Origin of the sequence: Novacetimonas pomaceti (assembly GCF_003207955.1) — a bacterium.
Taxonomy (GTDB): domain Bacteria; phylum Pseudomonadota; class Alphaproteobacteria; order Acetobacterales; family Acetobacteraceae; genus Novacetimonas; species Novacetimonas pomaceti.
The window spans coordinates 1-23264 of the sequence record NZ_NOXG01000019.1; the positions used below are offsets into that span (position 1 = coordinate 1).

General features: G+C 61.1%; 20 protein-coding genes and 1 rRNA gene. 12 read left to right on the forward strand and 9 right to left on the reverse strand.

Going from position 1 to position 23264, the window contains the following annotated elements; translation table 11 throughout:
* Positions 1–88, forward strand: a 5S ribosomal RNA gene (rrf, locus tag CFR71_RS12290); the annotation flags it as partial.
* A 274-nt stretch (positions 89–362) separates the two neighbouring features.
* Here the strand turns inward: rrf and CFR71_RS12295 are convergent.
* The 3 genes from CFR71_RS12295 to CFR71_RS12305 form a co-directional block, all read right to left on the reverse strand.
* The gene (locus tag CFR71_RS12295; protein WP_110531551.1) at positions 363–698 is read right to left on the reverse strand and encodes a hypothetical protein; all 336 of its coding nucleotides are present in this window, start codon (positions 696–698) and stop codon (positions 363–365) included.
* A 75-nt stretch (positions 699–773) separates the two neighbouring features.
* Positions 774–1607, reverse strand: coding sequence for a family 1 encapsulin nanocompartment shell protein (locus tag CFR71_RS12300; RefSeq protein WP_110531553.1), 834 nt, complete (start codon positions 1605–1607; stop codon positions 774–776).
* A gap of 11 nt (positions 1608–1618) precedes the next feature.
* The gene (locus CFR71_RS12305) at positions 1619–2638 is read right to left on the reverse strand and encodes a Dyp-type peroxidase (protein WP_110531555.1); all 1020 of its coding nucleotides are present in this window, start codon (positions 2636–2638) and stop codon (positions 1619–1621) included.
* Positions 2639–2930: 292 nt separating this feature from the next.
* Between CFR71_RS12305 and CFR71_RS12310 the strand changes: the two genes are divergently transcribed.
* From CFR71_RS12310 to CFR71_RS12355, 10 genes are all read left to right on the forward strand, one after another.
* Positions 2931–4364 (forward strand): cytochrome ubiquinol oxidase subunit I, encoded by a 1434-nt coding sequence (locus CFR71_RS12310; RefSeq protein ID WP_110531556.1) that lies wholly within the window; start codon positions 2931–2933, stop codon positions 4362–4364.
* 3 nt (positions 4365–4367) lie between these two features.
* The gene (gene cydB, locus CFR71_RS12315; protein ID WP_110531558.1) at positions 4368–5387 is read left to right on the forward strand and encodes a cytochrome d ubiquinol oxidase subunit II; all 1020 of its coding nucleotides are present in this window, start codon (positions 4368–4370) and stop codon (positions 5385–5387) included.
* On the forward strand, positions 5374–5523 hold the full coding sequence (locus CFR71_RS12320; RefSeq protein ID WP_110531560.1) for a DUF2474 domain-containing protein: 150 nt from the start codon (positions 5374–5376) through the stop codon (positions 5521–5523). Before cydB ends, CFR71_RS12320 begins: the two co-directional genes overlap by 14 nt.
* 56 nt (positions 5524–5579) lie before the next feature.
* On the forward strand, positions 5580–6068 hold the full coding sequence (locus CFR71_RS12325; protein ID WP_110531562.1) for a nitrate reductase associated protein: 489 nt from the start codon (positions 5580–5582) through the stop codon (positions 6066–6068).
* Positions 6069–6134: 66 nt separating this feature from the next.
* Complete coding sequence (locus CFR71_RS12330; RefSeq protein WP_110531564.1) at positions 6135–8438, forward strand: FdhF/YdeP family oxidoreductase; 2304 nt, start codon at positions 6135–6137, stop codon at positions 8436–8438.
* 7 nt (positions 8439–8445) lie between these two features.
* On the forward strand, positions 8446–9135 hold the full coding sequence (locus tag CFR71_RS12335; RefSeq protein ID WP_110531566.1) for an NTP transferase domain-containing protein: 690 nt from the start codon (positions 8446–8448) through the stop codon (positions 9133–9135).
* 11 nt (positions 9136–9146) lie between these two features.
* The gene (fdhD, locus tag CFR71_RS12340; RefSeq protein WP_110531568.1) at positions 9147–9947 is read left to right on the forward strand and encodes a formate dehydrogenase accessory sulfurtransferase FdhD; all 801 of its coding nucleotides are present in this window, start codon (positions 9147–9149) and stop codon (positions 9945–9947) included.
* Positions 9948–10144: 197 nt separating this feature from the next.
* Entirely contained in the window at positions 10145–11107 is a 963-nt protein-coding gene (locus CFR71_RS12345) for a LysR family transcriptional regulator (protein ID WP_110531570.1), read from the forward strand.
* Positions 11108–11919: 812 nt separating this feature from the next.
* Positions 11920–13314 carry a carbohydrate porin gene (locus CFR71_RS12350; RefSeq protein ID WP_110531602.1) on the forward strand — a complete coding sequence of 465 codons (1395 nt, stop codon included), beginning with the start codon at positions 11920–11922 and terminating at the stop codon, positions 13312–13314.
* Between the two features lie 168 nt (positions 13315–13482).
* Entirely contained in the window at positions 13483–14712 is a 1230-nt protein-coding gene (locus CFR71_RS12355; protein ID WP_239020406.1) for an MFS transporter, read from the forward strand.
* Between the two features lie 124 nt (positions 14713–14836).
* Here the strand turns inward: CFR71_RS12355 and CFR71_RS12360 are convergent, their stop codons facing one another.
* On the reverse strand, positions 14837–15751 hold the full coding sequence (locus CFR71_RS12360; RefSeq protein ID WP_110531606.1) for a DMT family transporter: 915 nt from the start codon (positions 15749–15751) through the stop codon (positions 14837–14839).
* Positions 15752–16214: 463 nt separating this feature from the next.
* Between CFR71_RS12360 and CFR71_RS17255 the strand changes: the two genes are divergently transcribed.
* Entirely contained in the window at positions 16215–16538 is a 324-nt protein-coding gene (locus tag CFR71_RS17255; RefSeq protein ID WP_408889391.1) for a con-10 family general stress protein, read from the forward strand.
* A gap of 149 nt (positions 16539–16687) precedes the next feature.
* Here CFR71_RS17255 and msrQ read toward each other — a convergent pair whose 3' ends face one another.
* The 5 genes from msrQ to CFR71_RS12390 all read right to left on the reverse strand — a co-directional run bounded on the left by msrQ (position 16688) and on the right by CFR71_RS12390 (position 22972).
* Entirely contained in the window at positions 16688–17350 is a 663-nt protein-coding gene (msrQ, locus tag CFR71_RS12370; protein WP_110531574.1) for a protein-methionine-sulfoxide reductase heme-binding subunit MsrQ, read from the reverse strand.
* Position 17351: 1 nt separating this feature from the next.
* Positions 17352–18305, reverse strand: coding sequence for a protein-methionine-sulfoxide reductase catalytic subunit MsrP (gene msrP, locus CFR71_RS12375; RefSeq protein WP_110531576.1), 954 nt, complete (start codon positions 18303–18305; stop codon positions 17352–17354).
* A gap of 319 nt (positions 18306–18624) precedes the next feature.
* On the reverse strand, positions 18625–20016 hold the full coding sequence (locus CFR71_RS12380; RefSeq protein ID WP_110531578.1) for an NAD-dependent succinate-semialdehyde dehydrogenase: 1392 nt from the start codon (positions 20014–20016) through the stop codon (positions 18625–18627).
* Between the two features lie 316 nt (positions 20017–20332).
* The gene (locus CFR71_RS12385) at positions 20333–21388 is read right to left on the reverse strand and encodes an NAD(P)-dependent alcohol dehydrogenase (RefSeq protein WP_110531581.1); all 1056 of its coding nucleotides are present in this window, start codon (positions 21386–21388) and stop codon (positions 20333–20335) included.
* Between the two features lie 243 nt (positions 21389–21631).
* Positions 21632–22972: a B12-binding domain-containing radical SAM protein gene (locus tag CFR71_RS12390; RefSeq protein ID WP_110531583.1), complete on the reverse strand. Its 1341-nt coding sequence runs from the start codon at positions 22970–22972 to the stop codon at positions 21632–21634.
* Between the last annotated feature and the right edge of the window lie 292 nt (positions 22973–23264).

Genomic DNA, 23264 nt, shown 5'->3' on the forward strand with positions numbered 1-23264 from the left:
CCCGATCCCATCCCGAACTCGGACGTGAAAAACCCCAGCGCCCATGATACTGTGCCTCAAGGCACGGGAAAGTCGGTCGCCGCCAGATCTTCCAGACAGTTCTTTGAAAAAGCCCCCTTTTGCGTAACTCGCAGAAGGGGGCTTTTTACGTTGGGGGTTCCTGTCGATCATGAACGCCAACGTCAGAAGGCTGCCTGAAAAGGCAGCCCCAATAATGTCCTGTAATTATCAAAAGTTTTTGGTGAAGCTTTTTTCAAAAAGCTTCAGGAAACGCCGCCCTTTATGAAAAAAGGCGACGCCCCGTTTATCTTCATCGAAAGACAGTTCGCGCCAAGGCCCAGTTTCCCGGAAAACCCGACTTTTCAGTCTTGGTCCTTCAACGCTTCCGCCTCTTCCTTGCGCGTGGCGAAAGGCACTTCCTGTTTGTCATCAAGTTCGTTCATGCTGCCGCCCTCGTTGCCGAGGTTTTCTTCCAGCCATGCCTGCTCGATCGGCTGTCCGTTCGCATCAAGGGGAACGGGCGATTCGACCGGAATCTGGCCGGCGTCGGGGTTGCTTTCCATCCCGATCAGTTCGGATGCCGCTTCCTTATAGGCTTCCGGCCCGCATCCGGGCTTGCCATCGGCGGTCCACAGTTCCTTTGCTTTCGCAAGGATACGCGCTTCCTTCTGGGGGGTATCTTGCAGCGGATTGTCCATTTTCGTCCTCGTAATCCATTATGGCCCTGTCAGGGCATGGGTAACTGACAGGGCTGTATCATGTGAGGTAAGGGATCAGGCAGTTTTTTTGCTGCTATCCGTCCCGTCGGACGCGGGGTCAAGGGCGACCGTGGCCTCGCTTGTCAGAACACGGAATACAAAGCTTTCCTGCAGGTAGAGTTCGACCGTCTCTGCCGTATGCGCCAGATAGCCGATCGAAAAATCCTGCCCGATATCCAGCACGAGATCACCGCCGCGCATGGACACGACGAAGGCGCCTTCGATGGCGGGCGCCCAGATCAGCTTTCCGTCGATCATGCTTTCGATATGCTTGCGCACGGGATAGCCGTCATCATCCCCGCCGCTGAGCGCCTGATAGGCCCTGGCGCCCAGAACGATGGAATAGGGACCATTCACGCCCGCCAGGCGCAGCGTGCTGAGGGCCGCGGCAATGGCGTGGGGATAATCCTTCGCCAGCGCGGGAAGTTTCAGGTGCTCATTCGACGTGGCCTTGCGGATGCCCGGAATGCCGGCGGCGGCATATCCGTCAAAGATGGCGCGGTCCTCGGCAAAGGCGATTTTCAGGGCCGCGTCCTTGACCGACTGCCAGTCGGAATCGAGGGAACCGCGCTCCACCGCGTCGATTTCCTCGCGCGACAGGGTAAAGGGCACGCGCAGTTCGACCGGCGACAGGACTTCGCGCCGTATCGCGCGGACACCTTCGGCCAGTGGCGCGATCTGCTGACCGCGCCCGGTCCCGACGCCGGCAAAGGCCGTTCCCCTGGGCTCGGACGTATCGACAACGCGACGTCCCGCCAGATGCCGCCGGATGGTGCGGGCCGCTTCTTCTTCGATCTGTGCCCATGCCGCGCTGGAAACGGGGGCAAGGTGTCTGTGCAGGTTGTTCATGTCACGTTTCCTTATTTCAATGATCCGATGCCAAGGGTGCCGTCACGTGGCTGCGTGCCCTGTTGCCCGGCCGGGGTTTCGGGGGCGGCGGCCGGTGCATCCGTCTGCAGGTCCGGCGCGCTGTCGAGGAAATCGCTGCTGGGGATGAAGAACAGCGCGCCCGTGACGGCCGTGCTGACATCGAGGAGCCTGTCGTAATTGCCCGGCGGTTTTCCCACGAACATGTTTTCCAGCATCTGTTCAACCCGGGACGGGGTGCGGGCATAGCCGATGAAATAGGTGCCGAACTCCCCCTTGCCGACTTCGCCAAAGGGCATGTTGTCGCGCACGATCTGCAGCTGCTTGCCGTTTTCCTCAAGCGTGGTCAGCACATTGTGGGCATAGCTGGGCTTGTCCGCGTCGGGGAGCTCGATGTCCGAGACTTTCCTGCGCCCGATGATGTGTTCCTGGACCTCGGTCGGGATGGCGTCCCATTTTTTCAGGTCATGCAGGTATTTCTGGATGATGACATAGCTGCCGCCCGTAAAGTCCGGGTCCTCGTCCCCGATGACTGTGGAATCCCGCGCCGCCTGTCCCGACGGGTTCTCGGTTCCGTCCACGAAGCCGAGCAGGTCGCGCGCGTCGAAATACTTGAAGCCGTGTACCTCATCGACGACCTTGCCCGCTCCTTCGAGGCGGGAGACGATAGCCGTGGCGAGTTCGAAGCACAGGTCCATGCGCGTCGCGCGGATATGGAACAGCAGGTCCCCCGGCGTCGACGGGGCGTGATGCACGCCATGGATTTCACGAAACGGATGCAGTTCGCGCGGACGTGGCATGCCAAAAATGCGGTCCCATGCCCCGGACCCGATTCCTGTGATGCAACTCAGCCTGCCGTCAGGAATTCGGAATCCGACGGCACGGACAAGGGAGGAGAGATCACCCAGAAGTTCCCGGACCTGAGCGTTGACCGATGTGTCGCTGTTCAACGTCATGACCAGGAAAACGGCCGCCTGGGTCAGTTCTGTATCAACGGGTTGAGGTGTGGCCAACGCTCTGGATCTCCCTGCTGCTGAGGCTCGCGTTGCGAGAACGGGCACCCAGCATAGGCAGGTGGTGATTTGTGACAAGGGAGGGGTCGCAACAAAATAACCATAATAATCACAAACGCCTCATCATTATAACCAGTACGCATAATGATATGACTAAAAGGTCTTGGACGCCCGCGATCGGCCTGATCTAGCACATGCGCAGGGGACATCCTGACGGGAATATCGATCGCGACCGATCCGTGGGCCTGTTTTCAGGTGGAGATGTCACGGCCACGATTGTTGGAAAGTATCGATGTACAATGCACATGATTTCGCGCTCCTTCTGGCGCGCTTCCAGTTCGCCTTTACCGTAGGCGTCCATATCATCTTTCCGGCCTTTTCGATCGGGCTTGCGGCCTATCTGGCCGTGCTGGAAGGACTCTGGCTGAAGACGGGGCGCGCGGTCTTCCTTGACCTGTACCGATACTGGATCAAGGTCTTTTCGATCGTCTTTGGCATGGGCGTCGTCTCGGGACTGGTCATGTCGTATGAATTCGGCACCAACTGGTCCGTCTTTTCCAAAAAGGCCGGCCCGATTACCGGCGTGCTCCTGTCTTACGAAGTCATGACCGCCTTTTTCCTGGAGGCAGGCTTCCTTGGCGTCATGCTGTTCGGGATGAACAAGGTCGGGCGTGGGCTGCATTTCGCCGCGACATGCTGCGTTTCGGTGGGCACGCTGATTTCGATGACGTGGATCCTTGCCTCCAACTCATGGATGCAGACGCCGCGCGGCTACACGATCGATCCCGCCACGGGGCGTTTCATGCCTGCCGACTGGCTTGCCATCATCTTCAATCCGTCCTTTCCCTTCCGGCTTGTGCATATGGGGCTGGCGGCATTCCTGTCGGTGGCGTTCGTGGTGGGCGCGACCGGCGCATGGCATCTGCTGGGCGCGCGGCGCAGGGGCGACATCGCCAGCGAGCCGGTGCGCGTGATGTTTTCCATGGCCATGTGGATGGCCGCGATCGTGGCCCCCATCCAGATCCTTGCTGGCGATGCGCACGGCCTGAACACCCTGAAGCATCAGCCGGTGAAGATCGCCGCGATGGAAGGGGACTGGGAAAGCGAAGGACGCGCGCCGGAACTGCTGTTCGGCATTCCCAACATGAAGACGGAACATACCGATTACGCCGTGCGCGTGCCGCTGCTGGGTTCGCTGATCCTGACCCACAGCCTTGATGGCAAGGTGCCGGGCATGAAGGATTTCCCCCGCGACCAGCGGCCGCCATCGCCTGTCATCTTCTTCTCGTTCCGGATCATGGTGGCGATGGGGATGCTGATGGTGCTGGTCGGGCTGTGGTCGCTGTGGCTGCGGCGCACCAGCGCCCTGTTCACCACGCCCGCCTTTCATCGCGTGGCGCTGTGCATGGCGCCGGCGGGCTTCCTTGCGCTGCTGTGTGGCTGGGTCACGACAGAGGTGGGGCGCCAGCCCTGGACCGTCTATGGCCTCTTGCGCACATCCGACAGCATTTCCCCCGTCGCCCTGTCGAGCATGGCGTTCTCGATGACGGCCTTCGTGGTCGTGTACGTGATCGTGTTCGGCTCGGGCCTGGGGATTCTCGTGCGTCTGCTGGCCCATCCACCGCACGAGGGCGAGCATGACGCCAGCGCCGCCCATGCATCCGACATCCTGGGCGCGCGTATGCATCCGGCCGTTATCGACCCATCTTCTGGCGAAGGAGCCTGAGGCATGATGGACTTTTCATACTGGCTGCCGATCGTGTGGGCCGTGATCCTTGTCGCCGCCATCACGATCTATGTCATCCTTGACGGGTTTGACCTTGGCATCGGCATGCTGTTCACGCTGGAACGCGACCCCGACCACCGTGACGTGATGATCAATACCATCGCGCCGGTCTGGGACGGGAACGAGACGTGGATGGTGCTGGGGGGCGCGGTGCTTTACGGCGTCTTTCCCGGCGCCTACGCCACGTTGCTGCCCGCCTTCTACCTGCCGGTCATCCTCATGCTGCTGGCGCTGATCTTTCGTGGCGTGGCGTTCGAATTCCGCGTCATGACGAAAGGCACCGCGCGCGGCGGAATGTGGGATATCGGGTTCATGGCGGGATCGGGCATCGCCGCGTTCTGTCAGGGCGCGATCCTTGGCGGCGTGGTGCAGGGGATCCGCGTGGTTGACGGTTCCTTTGACGGCGGGTCGTTCGACTGGCTGACGCCCTTCAGCGTCATGTGCGGGCTGTCGGTCATGTGCGGGTACGCCCTGCTGGGGGCGACGTGGCTCATATGGCGGACAACCGACGCGCTGGAGGCCTCGTGCCGCAGGTGGGCGCAGCGGCTTGCCATCGGGCTGTTCGCGGCCATCGTGATCGTCAGTATCTGGACGCCGCTGCTGCATGCGCCGTACCTGCGCCGCTGGACGGACTGGCCCAATATCCTGTTTGTCGCGCCGGTGCCCATCCTGGTGGTCGTGCTGGGGCTGGCCCTTGCGCGCGGATTGCGCAAAAGCCATGCGCGCGGTCCCTTCCTGTGCGCCCTTGGCTGGTTCTTTTTGTGCCTGTCCGGCCTCGGGATCACGATCTGGCCCTATGCCGTGCCGCCGTCCCTGACGCTGTGGGATGTGTCCTCCCCCCCGTCGAGCCAGTTTTTCCAGCTGGTCGGCACGGCGATCCTGTTGCCGATCATCCTGACCTACACCCTGTATTCCTATCACGTGTTTCGCGGAAAGGTTACAAAAGCCGATGGCTATCACTGATATTGTCAGGGGAAACGGGAATGACGCGCCAAGGCATGCGGGCGTGCGGATCGGGTGGTTTGTCGCCATCTGGTCATGCAGCACGGCGGTGTTTTTCGGGGTGGCAGGCCTGATCCACCTGATTGTCCCGAGATGAGCGGGCGGCGGCCCCGTCACGCGGACGTCCATATCACCAGTTCAGGACAAGGTTCGATGCTTTTTGAATTTGAACGTGATTTTGCCGGTTCCCTGCGGTGCATTCCGATGATTGCGCGACAGAAGCTCGATATCGTCGGCATAAAGCTCAGCCTGCGGCAATGGAGCCGGTTTTCGCGTGAGGAGCGGGCACAGCTTGCGGATCTGCCCTGCGTAAGTGACGGAGAACAGGCCGCCTATCGCGATCTTGTCGCCCACCTGATCGCAACCCGCAGTGACGAGCCCCTGCGCCCCCTGGCGGAACGCGGGGTGGAGGACTGGCGCGATCCGGGGCACATGCCGCAGGCCGTGCGCGCGCAGGCGCATGCGGACGGCATTGCGCCGCCGACGGCGCGGGAATGGGCGGCATTGACCCCGTTGCAGCGGTTCGCCCTGATCAAGCTTGCGCGTTCACGGCATGAAAATGAAAATTTCGTGCCCGCGATGAAGGAATTCGGGATCCTGCGCCACGATGACAGGCAGCGCGAAAACATGGCTGCCTTGTAAAACCTGCCGAACACATCGGAAACGATTGATTTCTAAAGCCCGGCCCAAGCCTGTAAGGTCCCTGTCATGAGCAACGAAAAAGAATCCGAATACAAGCCATATCACCATCCCGCCGGGGGATGGGGGGCCGCGGGCGCGACCGCGAAGGTGCTGATGGAGCAGAGCGTCCTTGTAAAGGGTTCGCGCGGCCTTCTGTCGATGAACCAGCCGGGGGGATTCAAATGCCCCAGCTGCGCCTTTCCCGATCCCGACCAGCGCAAGACGCTGGAGTTCTGTGAAAACGGCGCGAAGGCACTGGCGCATGAGGCGACAAAGGCGCGTATCACGCGGGAGTTTTTTGAAAAACATACCGTCACGGAACTGATGCTCAGAAGCGATTACTGGCTGGAGATGCAGGGCCGCCTGACGGAGCCGATGCGCTATGACCCCGCGACGGACCGGTACGTGCCGGTGACGTGGGACGACGCGTTCGCGATGATCGGCCGTCACCTTCAGGCCCTCGACAGCCCGCATCAGGCGGAGTTCTATACATCGGGGCGTACCGCGAACGAAACGGCCTTCCTCTATTCGATTTTCGTGCGCGAATTCGGGACCAACAATTTCCCCGACTGTTCCAACATGTGCCATGAACCGACCAGCCGTGGGCTGCCGCCTTCCATCGGGATCGGCAAGGGCACGATCGTCATGTCCGATTTCGAACATGCCGAGGCGATCTTCGTGGTGGGCCAGAATACGGGCACCAATTCGCCGCGCATGATGACCAACCTTGTGGAGGCAAGGAAGCGCGGCGTGCCGATCGTCCTGATCAATCCCATGCCCGAACGCGCGCTGATCCGCTTTACCGAACCGCAGGACGTGCTGCAGATGGCGACGTTCGGGTCCACGCCGATTTCTTCCGAATTCGTCCATGTCCGCATCGGCGGCGACCTTGCGATATTCAAGGGCATGATGAAGGTCCTGTTCGAGGCGGAGGAACAGGGCGAGGACGTGCTGGACCGCGATTTCATCGCGCAGCATACGGCGGGCATTGACGCGTTGCGCGCCGACATCATGGGCTGCGGGTGGGAGGACATCACCCGCATATCCGGCGTGTCCGAGGCGCAGATCCGTCGCGTGGCCGAGATTTACAAGAAGTCGCGGGCGACGATCATCTGTTACGGAATGGGCCTGACGCAGCATCAGGAAGGATCCCGCCTGCTGCAGCAGGTCGCGAACGTGCTTCTGCTGCGTGGGAACTTCGGCAGGCCCGGCGCGGGCATCGCGCCGATCCGGGGGCATTCGAACGTGCAGGGGGACCGCACGGTCGGCATAGATGAAAAGCCCACGCAGGCCTATCTGGACCGCGTGCGCGATGCCTTCGGGTTCGAACCGCCGCGCGAACATGGCCACCATGTCCTTGACGCCATCGCGGCGATGGAGGCGGGAAGCGCGCGCGTCTTCATCGGGATGGGCGGGAACTTCATCCGCGCGGTGCCCGATACCGAACGTTCCTATGCCGCGATGCGCAACCTTGACCTGACGGTTGGCATCGCGACGAAACTGAACCGGGGGCATCTGGTCCATGGCCGCGACGCGCTGATCCTGCCGGTGGTCGCGCGTTCGGAAATCATCCGCACCGATGCGGGGGAGCAGTTCGTGACCATCGAGGACGCGATGGCGAACGTGACCGCCTCACGCGGGGTTTTCGCACCGGTCAGCGAACATGTCCTGCCGGAAACGGAAATCGTCTGCCGCATGGCCATGGCCACGCTGCCGCATTCACGCACGCCGTGGGCGCGCTACATGGTGGATTACAGCCTGATCCGCGACAAGATCGCAGAGGTCTATCCCGAAATCTATGCCGATTTTTCGGAAAGGATCAAAAACCCCAGGGGATTCCACCTCGACATCCCGCCGCGCCGGCGCGTGTGGAAGACGCCCAATGGCAAGGCGAATTTCCTTGTCATGCCGGGGCTGGAGGTGGATGCGCCGGTCGCTGATAACACGATGCTGCGTCTGGCGACGATCCGGTCGCACGATCAGTACAATACCACCATCTACAGCAACAATGACCGGTATCGCGGGGTGTACAATACCCGTCTCGTGGTTTTCATGAACAGGGAGGACATGGCGGAACGCGGGCTGGAAAACGGCGCCGTCATCGCCCTTGAAACCTGTAGCGACGACGGGGTGCGCCGTTATGTCGATGGGCTGAGCGTCATTGACTATCCGATGCCGCGCGGCGCCATCGCGGGATATTATCCCGAACTCAACCCCCTTCTGCCGCTGGATTATTTTGACGAAATCAGCGGCACGCCAGCCGCCAAGTCCATTCCGGTCCGGGTGGTCGAAAGCGTCGCCTCGGCCCCGCCGCTGCGGATCGCCGGATAGGCGGCCCATGACCGCGCCACTTTACGGCCTGGTCCTTGCCGGTGGGGCCAGCCGGCGCATGGGGCGGGACAAGGCGGCGCTGTCCTATGCCGGGCGGCCGCAGCTTGCGCGGGCCTTTGACCTGCTGGCCGCATGCCTGCCGCGATGTTTCGTCTCCGTCCGGCCCGATCAGCTGACCGATCCCCTGCGCGCGGCCTATCCACGGATTCCCGACCGGGCGGATGTGAAAGGGGCGCTGGGCGGTGGTCCGGCGGTGGGGCTGCTGTCGGCGCATGCGGCGTACCCGGACGCGGCGTGGCTGGTGGTCGCGTGCGACCTGCCGATGCTTGATGCGCTGACGCTGTCCGCCCTGATTGACGCGCGCGATGCAGCCCGTGGTGCGACAGCCTATCTGAGCGAGCATGACGGGGATCCCGAACCGTTATGCACGATCTGGGAACCCGCGATGCTGCGGGCCCTGCGGCAACAGGCGGCGACGGGGAAAGTGCGGATGCGCGGGATGCTGCGCACCCATGGCGGCCGCTTCGTGCGGCTCGACAGGGCAGGGGCGCTGGATAACGTGAACCTGCCGGCCGAACAGGTGGCCGCGATGCAGCGGCTGTCCGCCATCCCGGCATCGCAGGCGGGGACACGGCCCGCGCGGACGCAGGGCGGAACGTCATGCCCTGCCCACGGCCCCGGCGTGGAAATTGCATAAGGTTTTTTGAAATGTTCCCCCTGTTTCACCAGGTTCCCGTCACGCGGCTGGACCAGCCGGAGCGCGTGTTCGAGCTGAACATTGCCGATGAGGTGCCCGTCAGGCTGGTGTTCAACGGCATGTTCTCGCATGGCATCATGATGATGACGCCAGACGGACTGGAGGATTTTGCGTACGGATACTGCCTGACGGAACAGATCGTGGATTCCGCCGGACAGATACGCTCTGTCGTGGTGAGCCGGGAGGATGACGGACTGCTGCTCGATATCTCGATTACGGGCGCGGCGCTGAGCGCGCTGATCCGCCGCAGCCCCCGCGCCCGGACAGGCCATTCAAGCTGCGGCATCTGTGGCAGTGACGAGGTGCCATCGCCCGAGGGCGTGGGCGTTGCCCCCTTGGGCGCGGGGCCGTTCATTTCGGCGGACGCGGTGCGGCGCGCGCTCAACGAACTGGGGGAATGGCAGGCGCTGAACGCCGTGACGCGGATGGTGCATGCGGCGGCCTGGGCGGATTGTACCGGTCGTATCCGCATGATCCGCGAGGATATGGGACGGCATAACGCGCTGGACAAGCTGATTGGCGCGCGCGTGCGCGATGGCGGGATGCAGGCGGGGTTGTGCGTGCTGACAAGCCGGTATTCCTACGAAATGGCGCTCAAGACATTACGGGCCGGGATCGCGATCGTCGTGGCGGTGTCAGCGCCCACCTATCGCGCCTGTCGCCTTGCGCGGATGGGCAAGCAGACCCTGATCGCCATTGCGCGACGCGATGGACAGATGCTGTTCTGTGGTGGGGAGCGGCTTGTCACGTGAAACCATGTTATAAGGAACCGTTTGAAAACGATGCAGTGATGAAAATAAAAGTTTTTGGGTGTCGCCTTTTTTAAAAGGTGACATTTCTTCAAAGCTTTTTGAAAAAGCTTCACCAAAAACTTCTTTGTAATTTACAGGCTTTCGCAAGGGCGGTTTTGCAATCCCCGGACACGCGGCAATCATTTCCGGAGTGACATGTGTTTCTGAAACAGCTTCATTATCTGCGCGAGATAGACAGGCTCAGGAGTTTTTCAAAGGCGGCGGCGGCCTGCAACGTGTCGCAGCCCGCCCTTTCGCGTGCGATCCGGCAGCTGGAGGACGAGCTGGGGATCGTGATCGTCGACCGCAAGAAAAAGGTCTTTGGCCTGACGCCGGAAGGGGCGCGGGTTCTCAAATGGGCGCATGACATCCTGCGAAGCGTGACGGAGATGCGTAACGAGGTCTCCCTGTCCAGGCAGGAACTGATCGGCACGATCAGGATCGGCGTCATCCCGACGGCGGTTCATATCGTGCCTGTCCTTCTGCATGCCATAAAGGACAGGATCGGCGCGTTTTCGGCCGATGTCTCAGTGTTTCCCAACGTGGAAATCATTGAAAAGCTGGTCACGAAACAGCTGGATATCGGGATCATGTATTATGATCAGTGCCCACAGGCGCAGGCGTTCGTGGTGCGCTCCCTTTATGAGGAAGAACAGGTGCTGGCGGGGTCGCCGGCCTATGACTTTCCCGACACACGTGAAGTCAGCTGGGAGGAGGCCGCGCGATTCCCGCTGGCCCTTCTGGGGCAGGGGATGCGCTGCCGGCAGCTGGTGGATATCGGGTTCCAGACGGCAGGCGTCGAACCTGTCATCCGTCTTGAAACCACGTCGCTGGAACTGATCCATGCGGAAATCATGTGCGGCGCCCTTGCGACCATATTGCCGATTTCGTCCTTTCCCCTGCGGGTGCCACCGATGGGGCGGCTGCAGATGCGGCGGCTTGCCGGATTTTCACCCGGCTCGATCGGGCTGGTCAGGCTGAGCGGACATCCCCCGTCAGATTTTGTCGCCCGGGTCTGGAAAGTGGCGCTGGAAATAGATTTCCGGCAGCAGCTGGACAACCTGTGCTGGCCATCCACGGGTCAGGGACTGTCTGGAAATAATATATTGATGGAAAAGTAATAAAAGTTTTTGGGTGTCGCCTTTTTTAAAAAGGTGACATTCCTTCAAAGCTTTTTGAAAAAAGCTTTACCAAAAACTTTTCATGATTTCAGCGTGTGGCCAGGACTGCCATTTTCCAATGGTTCCTGACGAAGGTTTCCGGGCGCTTAATTTTTGAAAATTATTTCCATAAAATCCTGATTCTCAAGGCGCCTCAATGATGCGCGTGTCCGCCGGTGGCGTCACGTCATCATGACCCCATCCGCAGGAATGCCATGGTGACAGGACCGGTGTTTTTCCCGCAGGACAGCTTTCAGGTGAAGAAATTGATATATACGAAAAACATATAAAATATTCATCATCCATTCCTGCTGGAATATAGAGATTGAAAAATATTTCCGTATCCCATACGCTGCTGGCAAAGACGCAATAATAAAGAAGAATACGTCATGGAAATAATTTCTTACAGAACAGACATGCTTTTCCGAAGTCCTGTCGCCACTGGATGAACCGACCGTGGGCGGAGTGATGATCCGTCCCTGCGTCCGGTATTTCTGAACTGTCAAAGGTAATGCTTCTCCATGCAAGGAGGGGAGGCAGCCCCCTGTAGCGCATGCGATGTCCCGATGCATATCCTGTATGCCAGTCCACCGCGTTTTCCCGTTCCCGGCCCGTATCGCGCCCGTGATGGCCGCCCGCGTCCCGCCTGCCCGCGTGTCGCGCTGGGTTTTTTCGTGGCGACATGGTGGATGCTGTTCCTGTCCTGCGTGGCGTCCGCCCCGTGTCGCGCGGCCGCGCAGAAGCTGCGCGCGGCCCCTGTCGCGGCCCCCGACATGATCCCCGCACCCGCCGCCGGTGTGGCGAAAAGGCACAAGCGCCCCATCGCGGAAGAACGGCTCGAATCCCTGTTCAATACGGAAAGCATTTCCGCATTGCTGAACCACAATGACGACGCGCTGCGCAAAAGCGACCTGAGCGCGGGATATTTCGTGGCGGAACAGTCTTTCGGCAATCTGGTGCCGCAGCTCAGGCCATGGCGGGAATGGCTGGGCAACCGTGGCTTTACCTTTGAGCTGACCTACAAGGGGGAAAGCATGGCCAATGTCGGCGGTGGCCTTTCCAAGGGGGTCGATTACGTCCACGACCTGCGGGTCAGCATGCTGTTCGATCTGGGAAAGCTGTTTGGCCTTGATGGCTGGTTCGTGCATGGCATCGTCATGAACCGCGAGGGACGGCAGGTGGGCTGGGACCATGTGGGCGAGCGCAATGTCCTGCTGACGGAGGTATGGAGCATCCACGGCCCCGCCGCCGCGCGCCTTGCCGATCTGTATGCGGAAAAGTCGTTTTTCCATCACCGCGTCAACATCAATATCGGCCGCATCGCGCTGACGCATACCTATGGCACGTCGGTCCTGCTGTGTACGTTCATGATGCAGTGTTCCGCGCCGATGGCCATTCGCGAACCGCCGGGATGGAGCGTCTATCCCAAGACCTCGTGGGGGGGGACCGTGCGCTTCCGTCCCACGCGCGACCTGACATTGCGGACCGGCATCTATAAGATCGGGCCAAAGGCACAGGACAATACGGGCTGGGCATGGGGAAGCGAGACCACGACCGGCATCCAGACCCCGATCGAACTGACGTGGGAACCGTTTTTCGGCCCGCGCAAGCTCGCCGGTCATTACAAGCTCGGCTTCGGGCATGACACGTCGGCCTATCCCGACCTGATCGGCGACATTCCGCCGGCCTATCGCGCCATCGTGCATGCGCATCGGCAAAAGCCGCGCGACACGTTCTATATCGAGGCGGACCAGATGGTGTATCGCAAGCATGGCGAACATCAGATGGCGGGTGGCTATCTCCTGGCGGGGTTCATCCACAATACGCCCAGCATCTCCACCTTTGCGGACGAATTCTATTTCGGCGCCTCGCTTCTGGGGCTGATCCCGCACCGTCCCTATGACCGTTTCGGCGTGATGTATTCCTATTACCAGATGAGTCCGCGGCTGACCTATGGACAGGCCCTGCGGCAGATGGCGGGCCTGCCGATGGGGGATTTCGTCACGGCGCCGCAGACCCATTCCGCCGTGCTGGAGGCGTATTACGGCATTCCCGTGACACCCGGCCTGGTACTGACGCCAGAGTTCGAATACATGATGCGCCCGGGCGAAAACTCGGTCATTCCCAACGCCATGCTGGTGGGGCTGAAGGTCATCGCGAACCTGTAATTTCCGCCGGGTATCTCACGCAATATTTTAAGGCATATCCGTTTCGTGATGGGGGGGCGGCATGGCCGGGATTTCCCCTTCATGCGACATTTCCCCAAAAACGGCCAGGAACGGGTGGTACAGGGCATGGACAATACGACGGATGCTTTCGCGGCGCGATCGCCGCAGATGCTGCCGGGTCATGACGTGGCCACCGCGCGTCATGTGGTTGTGGCGTCGCTGCTGGCATGGATGCTTGATGCCTGTGACTTTTTCATCGTGCTGTTCACGCTGGACGATGTCGCGCGCAGTTTTGGCGTTTCACTCGAAAGCGTGCTTCTGGCGCCGACGCTGACGCTGCTGACGCGTCCCATCGGGGCGTTCATCTGCGGGCGCGCGGCGGACCGGTATGGCCGAAAGCCGGTGATGATCACCACGATCATCGTCTATTCCGTGATCGAGGTCCTGTCGGCCTTTGCCCCCACCCTTGCGACCTTCCTGTTCCTGCGGACGCTGTTCGGCATCGCGCTGGGCGGGGAATGGGGGGTGGGGACGTCGCTTATCATGGAAAGCGTGCCGGTATCATGGCGGGGCATGGCGTCGGGCATCCTGCAGGCGGGATACCCGGCGGGATATCTTCTGGCGTCGCTGGTCTTTCTGCTGCTGCCGGTGCTGGGGTGGCGCGGCCTGTTCATCCTTGGCGGCAGCGCGCTGTTTTCCGCGCTGTATATCTGGATACGGGTGCCCGAAAGCCCGGAATGGCTGGCGCGGCAACGCCATGGCGGGGCGACGGCCCCCGCGACGGCGGGCCTGTGGCCTGTCATCCGGGGCAATGTGGCGCTGTGTGTTTTCGCCGTGACCCTGATGGCGGCGTTCAATTTCATGAGCCACGGCTCCCAGGATCTGTATCCCAAGGTGTTCCTGGGGCTTGAACGCAGGCTGTCCCATCCCTCGATCACGCTGATCGTCGTGCTGTACAATATCGCGGCCATCGTGGGGGGGCTGTTCTTTGGCATGCTGTCGCAACGGATCGGCCGCCAGTACAGCATCGCGCTGGCGGCGTTGCTGACGCTGCCGCTGCTGCCGTTATGGACGTTGCCGCATTCCACCGTGTGGCTGACGGTGGGCGCGGTGTGCATCCAGTTCTGCATCCAGGGCGCGTGGGGCGTCGTCCCGGCGTATCTAAGCGAACTTTCGCCGCCTTCGGTGCGCGCGACGTTTCCGGGGCTGGCGTACCAGTGCGGCAACCTGATTGCCGCCAGCAACGCACTGCTGCAGGCGTCCGTGGCGTCGTTTCTGGGAACCGGGCTGGCGCCCGCGCTCATGCTGACGGTGGGAGGCGGGGCCGTCGTGGTCCTGACCCTGACGCTGCTGAACGCGCGGCGCAATCACGGGGGTGAGACATCCGGCGTATCATAAGACTGAAATTTCAAAAGTTTTTGGTGAAGCTTTTCCCAAAAAGCTTCGAAAGACGCCACCTTTTCAGATGAAAGGCGGCACCCGGAAACTCCTGCCATTTTCAGCAGCCCCAAATGGCGCGGGCTTACCGCCCGGTCGCCGTATCCGCCACCCGGCGCCGGGGCCGCCATTCGCCAACGATGACGCCCGCGATGATGAACAGCGCGCCCACCAGCGCCAGCGGGGGCAGGCGTTCGCCCGCGATGCGCCCGATAATGCCCGCCCATACCGGCTCACCCGCGTAAATGACGGTGGCGCGCGTCGGCGAAACTGCCTTCTGCGCCCAGTTCATCGTCAGCTGGATCAGCGCGCTGGCGATGCCCAAGCCCCCGGCTGACACCGCCCATATCCATGAAAAGCGCGGCAGGCTTTCCCCATCCAGCGGCATGGCCATCAGGGCCAGCACGCCCGCCACCACAAGCTGAACCACGGTCACGCGCCTGCTGTCCACCTGCGTGGCAAAGCGGCTGATGAGGATGATCTCGCTTGCGATTGCGACCGTCCCCAGCAGGGTCGCGATTTCACCACCGTTGAACGTCCCCGTTCCGGCATCGGGCCCCGCCAGCAGGATCAGTCCCACGAAGGCAAGGCCGATGCCAAGCCAGCTCATCAGATGGGGCAGGCGGCGCAGCACGATCCATTGCAGCAGCGGCACCATCGGCACGTACATCGCGGTGATGAAGGCGGACTGGCTGCTGGTGATGCTTTGCAATCCATAGGTCTGGAGGCTGTAGCCGAGGAAGATGCTGGCCCCGATGGCCGCCCCCGCCCCGCATTCGCGCAGGGTAAGGGCGCGCATGGTCCTGTGGAACACCACAAGGCTGACGCCACCGGCCGCGAGGAACCGCATCGCGACAAAGAACAGGGGGCCGCATGAACGCATCGCAAGATGCACGATCAGGAAGGTGGTGCCCCAGATCATGGTCACGCCGACAAGCGCCATCTCCTGACGGGAAAGGCGCAGGGGGGAGGGTTCGGATATGGATCTGACGTGCGACATGGGGACCTGTCTATACACGGACTGTTCCCCCGCGCCACCCATGCGGGTTTCAATGTGGCGTCCTGCGCATGAAGATTGTGTGAAATATTACTGATGGCAGCATGATGTTTCGGAATCGCAATGCAGTGGAAGGCCCCGGCGCGTATGACGGGCGTCAGGGTATGAAATTCGCGCGGATGTTTTTGTGTTATTACTTATGAAGTTTGTTTTTCATACGATATATATTTAAGTATGGAATCATGTGGTGGAATTTTTATTTTTGTGATTCTTTTCGCGCATCAGGAACCACCATGGGGATGCGTCGTTGAATGGTCCACAGCGGCCCCGGCGGGATTGCTTCCTTTTCCCGGATTTCATGACGGGAACAGGGAAAAACAAGGATCCCCAATAGCCGCTGCGATCTCTGAAGGAGATGACTATGGTCTATCGTTCTTACAGTATCCGTAATACCGGAATTCCTGCCATGGCGCCCGCGGACAGTCACGGCGGTGGCGGCGCGCAGAACAATCCCGGTAATTTTGCCAATGATCCCAAGCGCGCGGCCGAAGCGGGCCACAAGGGCGGGCAGCACAGTTCGGGCAACTTTGCCAACGACCCGCAGCGCGCGGCCGAAGCAGGGCACAAGGGCGGACAGCACAGTTCCGGAAACTTTGCCAATGATCCCAAACGCGCGGCCGAGGCGGGCCACAAGGGCGGGCAGCACAGTTCGGGCAACTTTGCCAACGACCCGGAACGCGCGGCCGAAGCCGGACGCAAAGGCGGCCTGCACAGCCATGACAAGTCATGAGCTGACATGACGCCAAAAGGACGGGGCCCGGAAACGGGTCCCGTTTTTTTTGATGATGCCTGAAAACAGGAAAGTTTTTGGTGAAGCTTTTCCCAAAAAGCTTCAAAAGATGTCACCTTTTTAAAAAAGGCGACACCCAAAAACTGTTGTTATTTTAAGACGGTCCCCTGACGCGTCCCATCCTGACGGACCCGCTTCCTGACATGCCGCAGGGCATGTCCGCCGCGCCACAGGACCAGCCCGCACAGGGCGGCGGCATATCCGACGCTGGTGGGGGTATAGGTCTTGAACGCCATCAGGAAATGGACGGACGCCAGCACGGCCACCACATAAACCAGACGGTGCAGCGTCCGCCATCGCCGGCCCAGCCTGCGTATCGCCCATGTGGCGGAGGTCAGCGCCAGCGGCACCAGCAGGATGAACGCGCAGAACCCGATCATCAGGAAGGGACGTCGCGTCATGTCCCGCCACAGGACAGGCATGTCAAAACGCTGGTCCAGCCCGACATAAACCGCGACATGCATGCACGCGTACCAGAATGTCAGCAGCCCGAACGTGCGGCGATAGCGCAGCAGGCTGTAGCCCGTCATGACGCGCAGGGGCGTGATGCACAATGTCAGGACCAGAAAGCGCACGGCCCACAGGCCCAGCCAGCGTTCAAAGACATTGACCGGGTCGGCCCCCAGCTGGTCATGCGCGCCGTACCAGAAATAAAGCGCCGCCGGGACCAGCCCGACAATGGTCAAAATCCATGTCTCGAACCGCCATGGCACGACCGTCCGGTTGCGTCCGTTCCCGCTCAGGTAAGGCATGTCAGAAATAGGTCCGCAGGTCCATCTGGCTGTACAGCCCGGCCACCTGTTCGCCATATCCGTTGAACATCAGTGTCCTTTTCCGTCCGCCGCCAAAAAATCCGCCCCCGCCGATCACGCGTTCCGTCGCCTGGCTCCATCGCGGGTGATCGACGTCCGGGTTGACGTTGGCGAAAAAGCCGTATTCCGACGCGTTCATCCGGTTCCATGTCGTCGGCGGCATCTGTTCCACCAGCCGTATGCGCGTGATCGACTTGATCCCCTTGAACCCGTATTTCCACGGCACCACCAGCCGCACCGGCGCGCCATTCTGGTTCGGCAGCGTCTGTCCATACAGCCCCACCGCAAGGAAGGTCAGCGGGTGCATGGCCTCGTCAATGCGCAGCCCTTCCACATACGGCCACGGCAGGGAATCAAGGCCCGGTTGCTGTCCGGGCATCTGTTCGGGGCGCAGGACGGATTCAAACGCAACGTAACGCGCATTGCCCAGCGGTTCCGCCAGCTTCAGCAGGTCCGCCAGCGCGAAACCGTCCCATGGAATGACCATCGACCATGCCTCCACGCAGCGCATGCGATACAGCCTTTCCTCCAGCGTCATCGCGGCCATCAGCCGGTCGATGTCCCACACGCGCGGATGCGCCACCAGCCCCTCCACCGACAGGGTCCACGGGCGTGGCCTAAAAGCGCTGGCAGAGGTGGACGGGTCGCTTTTCCCCAGCCCGAATTCATAGAAATTGTTGTAATGCGTCACGTCCGCCAGCGGCGTCGGCTTTTCTTCCGCCTGAAAGGGACCGGGCCGGGTCCGCAGCCCTTCCGCCATGGCGGGCCGGGCGGCCTGTTCCATCATGCCCCCCATCGCGATGGATGACGCCGCCAGGAACCGGCGTCGCGACATCCATGCCTGATGGGACGTGATTTCCGTGGGGGAAGGACGGGGATAGGACCAGCGCGCCATGATACGGCCTCTTGGGTGGTGTGACATCCGGGGGGTGCCGCCATGTCTTTCGGACAGTGGGCGTTCCATCGCATGGATGCAAGGCTGTCCTTTGGGGAAGCTGCCGCCGGGTCCTGCGCCGGTGCGTGGATATGGGCAGAGGATAAAAATAATAAAAGTTTTTTGGTGAAGCTTTTTGCAAAAAGCTTCGAAAGACGTTGCATTTTTAAAAAAGCAACACCCAAAAACTTTTATTATTTCATCGAATTTTTAAACGTTCTTCAAACGGATACGGGCCTGCGGAGGTCCCGCAGGCCCGTATCGTTCCGCCAGCCTTCCGTCAGGCGGCGGCGTCGATCGGCACCACGTCGATCAGCTTCTTGTTGACGAATTCCTGTATGCCAAGCGACGAAAGCTCCCGCCCGTAACCCGACCGCTTGATCCCGCCAAACGGCAGGTCGGCGCGGGTCCATGTCGGGTGGTTGACGAACACCATGCCGGTTTCGATCCGCCGCGCCACCTCGGTTCCGTGGTCGGTGTCGCGGGTGAAGACCGAACCGCCAAGGCCGAACGGGCTGTCATTGGCGATGCGGATGGCCTCGTCCTCGTCACGCGCGCGAAAGAACATGGCGACGGGGCCGAACAGTTCCTGGTGATAGACGGGGTTGTCCGGCGTCACGTCCGTCAGGATCGTTGTCTGGACGAACGCGCCGCGTTCGGGCGGGGGCGGGCCGACACGGATCGCCTTTGCCCCGTGTTCGACCGCGACGCGCACCTGTTCATTCAGCTGGTCCGCCGCCGCCTGCGACGACATGGGCGGCAGGCCCGTCGCCGCGTCCATGGGATCCCCCGGCCGGAGCTGTCCCAGCGCCGCGGAAAAACGGGCAAGGAAGTCGTCGGCGATGTCGTCCATGACAATGATGCGCTTGGAGGCCACGCAGCACTGTCCCCCGTTGTTCATGCGGCCCCAGACCGCCCATCTGACCGCATGTTCCATGTCCGCGTCCGACAGCACGATGAACGCGTCGCTGCCGCCCAGCTCCATGGTCGTTTTCTTCAGGTTCTGGCCCGCCCGCGCGGCGATGCGCGCGCCCGCGCCCTCGCTGCCCGTCAGGGCGACGCCGACGATACGCGGATCATCGATCAGATCCTCCAGCTGCCTGTGCGTGGCGTACATGTTGGTATACAGCCCTTCCGGCGCGCCAGCATCCTGGAACAGCCGCGCAAAGGCCGCCGCCGACTGCGGCACGTTGGACGCGTGCTTGACCATCACCACATTGCCCGCCATGAACTGCGGCCCCACGACCCGGGCAAGCTGGTAATAGGGGAAATTCCACGGCTCGATCGCCAGGATCACCCCCATGGGCTGGCTGATGACCATGGCGCGGTCGCCGCGTCCCGCCTCGTCCGGGACGGGTTGCGGGGCAAGGAATTCCTCCGCCCGGTCGGCGTAGTAATCGAGGATGTCGGCGCACAGCGTAACTTCCTGCTGGCTTTCGCGAAACAGCTTGCCCATTTCCAGCGTCAGCAGTTCCGCGTAATGGTCCGTGCGATCACGCAGTTGCGCCGCAGCCTTGCGGAGGATGGCGCGACGGTGGGCAAAGTCGGTCTGCGACCATGTGGCATAGGTCGCCTGCGCCGTTGCGATGGCCTGTTCCAGCTCGTCCGCGCGCAGGTCGGGGAATGTCGCGACCAGTTCGTTGGTATAGGGATTTACGGTCTTGTAAGCCATGGGTGCCTCCCTTGAAAAGGGGAGCGAGCGTCCATGCGCGTGAGGCCGGGTACGTGCCATTGATGGGCCGACGGGACCTCGCGACGCTCGTTCCCGGATATGGCGTGCCCCTATCCAACATGCCGGCCCGGGAAAGGTTCGACGCGGGATGATTTTTTATCGTGTCAGTCCCGCCGGTGCGCGAAACATCCCCGGCGATTTCCTGAAATCATAAAGGTTTTTTGGTGAAGCTTTTTGCAAAAAGCTTCAAAAGAACGTCGCCTTTTTGAAAAAAGGCGGCACCCAAAAACTTTTGTTTTTTATCAGCAGGCTGTTTTCAGACGGATTCCGGCATCGTCGCCATGTCGATGACGAAGCGGTATTTCACGTCCGAACGCAGCATCCGGGCATAGGCGTCCTCGATCTGGTCCATGCGGATCATCTCGATATCGGCGGTGATGTCATGTTCGCCGCAGAAATCCAGCATTTCCTGCGTTTCGGGGATCCCCCCGATCAGCGAGCCGCTGAAATTGCGGCGCTTCATCAGCAGGCTGAAGACCGAAACCGGCAGCGGCGTCTCCGGCGCGCCGACCTGCACCAGCGTGCCATCGCGCTTCAGCAGGTCGAGATAGGCATTGATGTCATGATTGGCGGCGACCGCGTCGAGGATGAAGTCAAAGCGCCCGCGTTCCTTTGCCATGGCCCCGGCATCCTTCGACAGGACGACCTCATGCGCGCCAAGGCGCAGCCCGTCGGCGACCTTGCTGGCGGATGTGGTGAACAGCACGACCTCCGCCCCGAAGGCGCGGGCGAATTTCACGCCCATGTGGCCCAGACCGCCCAGCCCCACGATCCCGACCCGCTGCCCCGGTCCTACCTTCCAGTGGCGCAGCGGGGAATAGGTGGTGATGCCCGCGCACAGCAGCGGGGCGACGGCGGCGGGGTCGAGCTTTTCAGGGACCTTCAGCACGAATGCCTGATCGACGACGACGGCGCGCGAATACCCGCCAAAGGTGATGCCGCCGCCCTGGCGTTCCTCGCCATTATAGGTGGGGACGAAGCCGACCTCGCAATACTGTTCGAACCCTTCGCGGCAGCTGGGACATTCGCGGCAGGAATCGACCATGCAGCCGACCCCCACCAGGTCGCCTGCGTGAAAGCGCGTGACGGAAGCGCCCACCTTGGCCACCCGTCCCACGATTTCATGGCCGGGGACGCAGGGGAAGATGGTGTTCTGCCATTCGTTGCGCGCCTGGTGAAGGTCGGAATGGCAGACGCCGCAATACAGGATGTCGATCTGGACATCGTCAGGCCCGGGATCGCGACGATCCAGCTTGACGGGGCCAAGACGTGCATCGGCGGCCGTGGCCGCGTATCCTACGCATGAAAACATGATTGCCCTTCGGGTCTGGTTGGATTTCGGATGACGGGGGCAAGCATATCGCCTGCCCGTCCGCCATGCGACCCCGCGACGCGTGGACGACGCGTTTTCCCGAAACCGTGAAAACGCGTGCCATCACGACCTGTCCGGAAATCGCGGACGGCCGGGATGGACGCGCCTGCCGTGGCATGGTCCCTGTCTGCCCGGCCGCGCGGTGGTGGCGTCCGGGCAGGCAGGGACCCGGCGCCGCCTTCGTCAGTAGATATCGAAGTCGTTGTTCCCGGTGGAGGAAAACGCCATCCGGCGTTCGGTCATGTTCAGGATCCACGACGCCATGTCGGAACGCGACTTGGGGAAAGGCAGGCGGTGGACGATCGAGCGCATGCTGTAGAATGATTTGTACATCCGCTGGATGCGCTGTTCCATCTGTCCGGGGGTGCAGTCGCGCGGCCAGATGTGGCAGACCTGCCCCGGCCAGCGGTCGATATCCTCCGGATCGATGATCCGCCCGGCCTTGAGCATCTTGTTGAACAGGGCCGTCCCCTTGGTCGGGGTCAGGATGTTGAAATACGCCGCCGGCACCTTGTGTTCCTCAAGGAAACGCAGGGTATTGCGATAGACGTCCGGGTCCTCGTCATCATAGCCGAAGATGAAGTTGAGGGAGTAGCTGATGTCGCGGCGGCGCATGTTCTCGAACATTTCGCCATAGCGGGTGGTCTTGTTCCAGCCCTTTTTCATGTCGGCCAGCGTCTCGGCATCGATGCTTTCGATGCCGATATTGACGTGCATGACGCCGCTTTTCTGCGCAAGGTCGAGGAAGTCGGTGTCAAGGCACAGGTTGGACGACCACAGCGTGGACCAGCGGATCTTGAGCGGGACCAGCCCTTCCATCAGTTCCATGGCGCGGCTTTTCTTGCCGCCGAAATTGCTTTCGCCAAAGAAGAAGTGCGACCCCTTGTCCTGGATCCGCCTGATTTCGTCGACCATTTCATTGACCGGCCGCCAGCGGTACCGCCCGCCAAGGTAGAAGCGTTCGGAACAGAAATCGCACACGAACGGGCATCCGCGCGACGACTGCACCGCGAATGTCCGGAACGGCCCGAATTTCTTCAGGTCCAGCAGGTCGTAGCGTGGCGGCGGAAGATGGTCGAGATCCTTGAGCGGCGTTGCGCGGTAGATCTTCTTCAGCCTGCCGGCGGCCGCGTCCTCCAGCATGGTTTTCCAGATGGGCTCCGCCTCGCCCACGCCGACGGCGTCGCAGTATTCGGCGGCTTCGTCGGCATAGAAGAAGACATGCGGCCCGCCCATGATGACGGTCACGCCGCGACGGCGGAATTCGGTCGCGATGTCATAGGCGCGCGGCGAATGCAGCGTCCACGCCGTCAGCGCGACCACGTCGACCGGCGTGTCGAAATTGATGTCTTCAAGCTGCTCGTCCAGCAGGGTGACCGACCACTCCCGCGGGGTCAGCGCCGCCAGGTACGGCAGCGCGAGGGGCACCATCTGTCGTCGTCGGGTCTTGAAAATCGTCCGATCCGTTTTCGATCGGTAATGGGAGGGCTGGATAATAAGAAGTTTCGGGTGGCTGAGAGACATAACCGGAATCTATGGCTGATGGGGGAACGTTTTTTTCGTGGTAATCCTATTGTCAGACAGGATAGGCAGCCCTTCCGTGCTGTCCATACTGAATATATCTATATGTTATATATCCGCATCATGGTTCAATACACATAGTATACGCATAGCGCATACCGGATCTTCGAAAATATGCGTTTATATATAAATATTAAATATAAAAACAATATATTGGAATATTTATAAATATTTATGTATTTCCATTAATATAAAAACACCAAAAATAATTATGGGCATAAAACAAATTTGAAAC

Coding starts and splice junctions, on each gene's coding strand:
- CFR71_RS12295 (WP_110531551.1), bottom strand. CDS start 698: ATGGACAATCCGCTGCAAGATACCCCCCAGAAGGAAGCGCGTATCCTT.
- CFR71_RS12300 (WP_110531553.1), bottom strand. CDS start 1,607: ATGAACAACCTGCACAGACACCTTGCCCCCGTTTCCAGCGCGGCATGG.
- CFR71_RS12310 (WP_110531556.1), top strand. CDS start 2,931: ATGTACAATGCACATGATTTCGCGCTCCTTCTGGCGCGCTTCCAGTTC.
- cydB (WP_110531558.1), top strand. CDS start 4,368: ATGATGGACTTTTCATACTGGCTGCCGATCGTGTGGGCCGTGATCCTT.
- CFR71_RS12320 (WP_110531560.1), top strand. CDS start 5,374: ATGGCTATCACTGATATTGTCAGGGGAAACGGGAATGACGCGCCAAGG.
- CFR71_RS12325 (WP_110531562.1), top strand. CDS start 5,580: ATGCTTTTTGAATTTGAACGTGATTTTGCCGGTTCCCTGCGGTGCATT.
- CFR71_RS12330 (WP_110531564.1), top strand. CDS start 6,135: ATGAGCAACGAAAAAGAATCCGAATACAAGCCATATCACCATCCCGCC.
- CFR71_RS12335 (WP_110531566.1), top strand. CDS start 8,446: ATGACCGCGCCACTTTACGGCCTGGTCCTTGCCGGTGGGGCCAGCCGG.
- fdhD (WP_110531568.1), top strand. CDS start 9,147: ATGTTCCCCCTGTTTCACCAGGTTCCCGTCACGCGGCTGGACCAGCCG.
- CFR71_RS12350 (WP_110531602.1), top strand. CDS start 11,920: ATGATCCCCGCACCCGCCGCCGGTGTGGCGAAAAGGCACAAGCGCCCC.
- CFR71_RS12355 (WP_239020406.1), top strand. CDS start 13,483: ATGCTGCCGGGTCATGACGTGGCCACCGCGCGTCATGTGGTTGTGGCG.
- CFR71_RS12360 (WP_110531606.1), bottom strand. CDS start 15,751: ATGTCGCACGTCAGATCCATATCCGAACCCTCCCCCCTGCGCCTTTCC.
- CFR71_RS17255 (WP_408889391.1), top strand. CDS start 16,215: ATGGCGCCCGCGGACAGTCACGGCGGTGGCGGCGCGCAGAACAATCCC.
- msrQ (WP_110531574.1), bottom strand. CDS start 17,350: ATGCCTTACCTGAGCGGGAACGGACGCAACCGGACGGTCGTGCCATGG.
- msrP (WP_110531576.1), bottom strand. CDS start 18,305: ATGGCGCGCTGGTCCTATCCCCGTCCTTCCCCCACGGAAATCACGTCC.
- CFR71_RS12380 (WP_110531578.1), bottom strand. CDS start 20,016: ATGGCTTACAAGACCGTAAATCCCTATACCAACGAACTGGTCGCGACA.
- CFR71_RS12385 (WP_110531581.1), bottom strand. CDS start 21,388: ATGTTTTCATGCGTAGGATACGCGGCCACGGCCGCCGATGCACGTCTT.
- CFR71_RS12390 (WP_110531583.1), bottom strand. CDS start 22,972: ATGTCTCTCAGCCACCCGAAACTTCTTATTATCCAGCCCTCCCATTAC.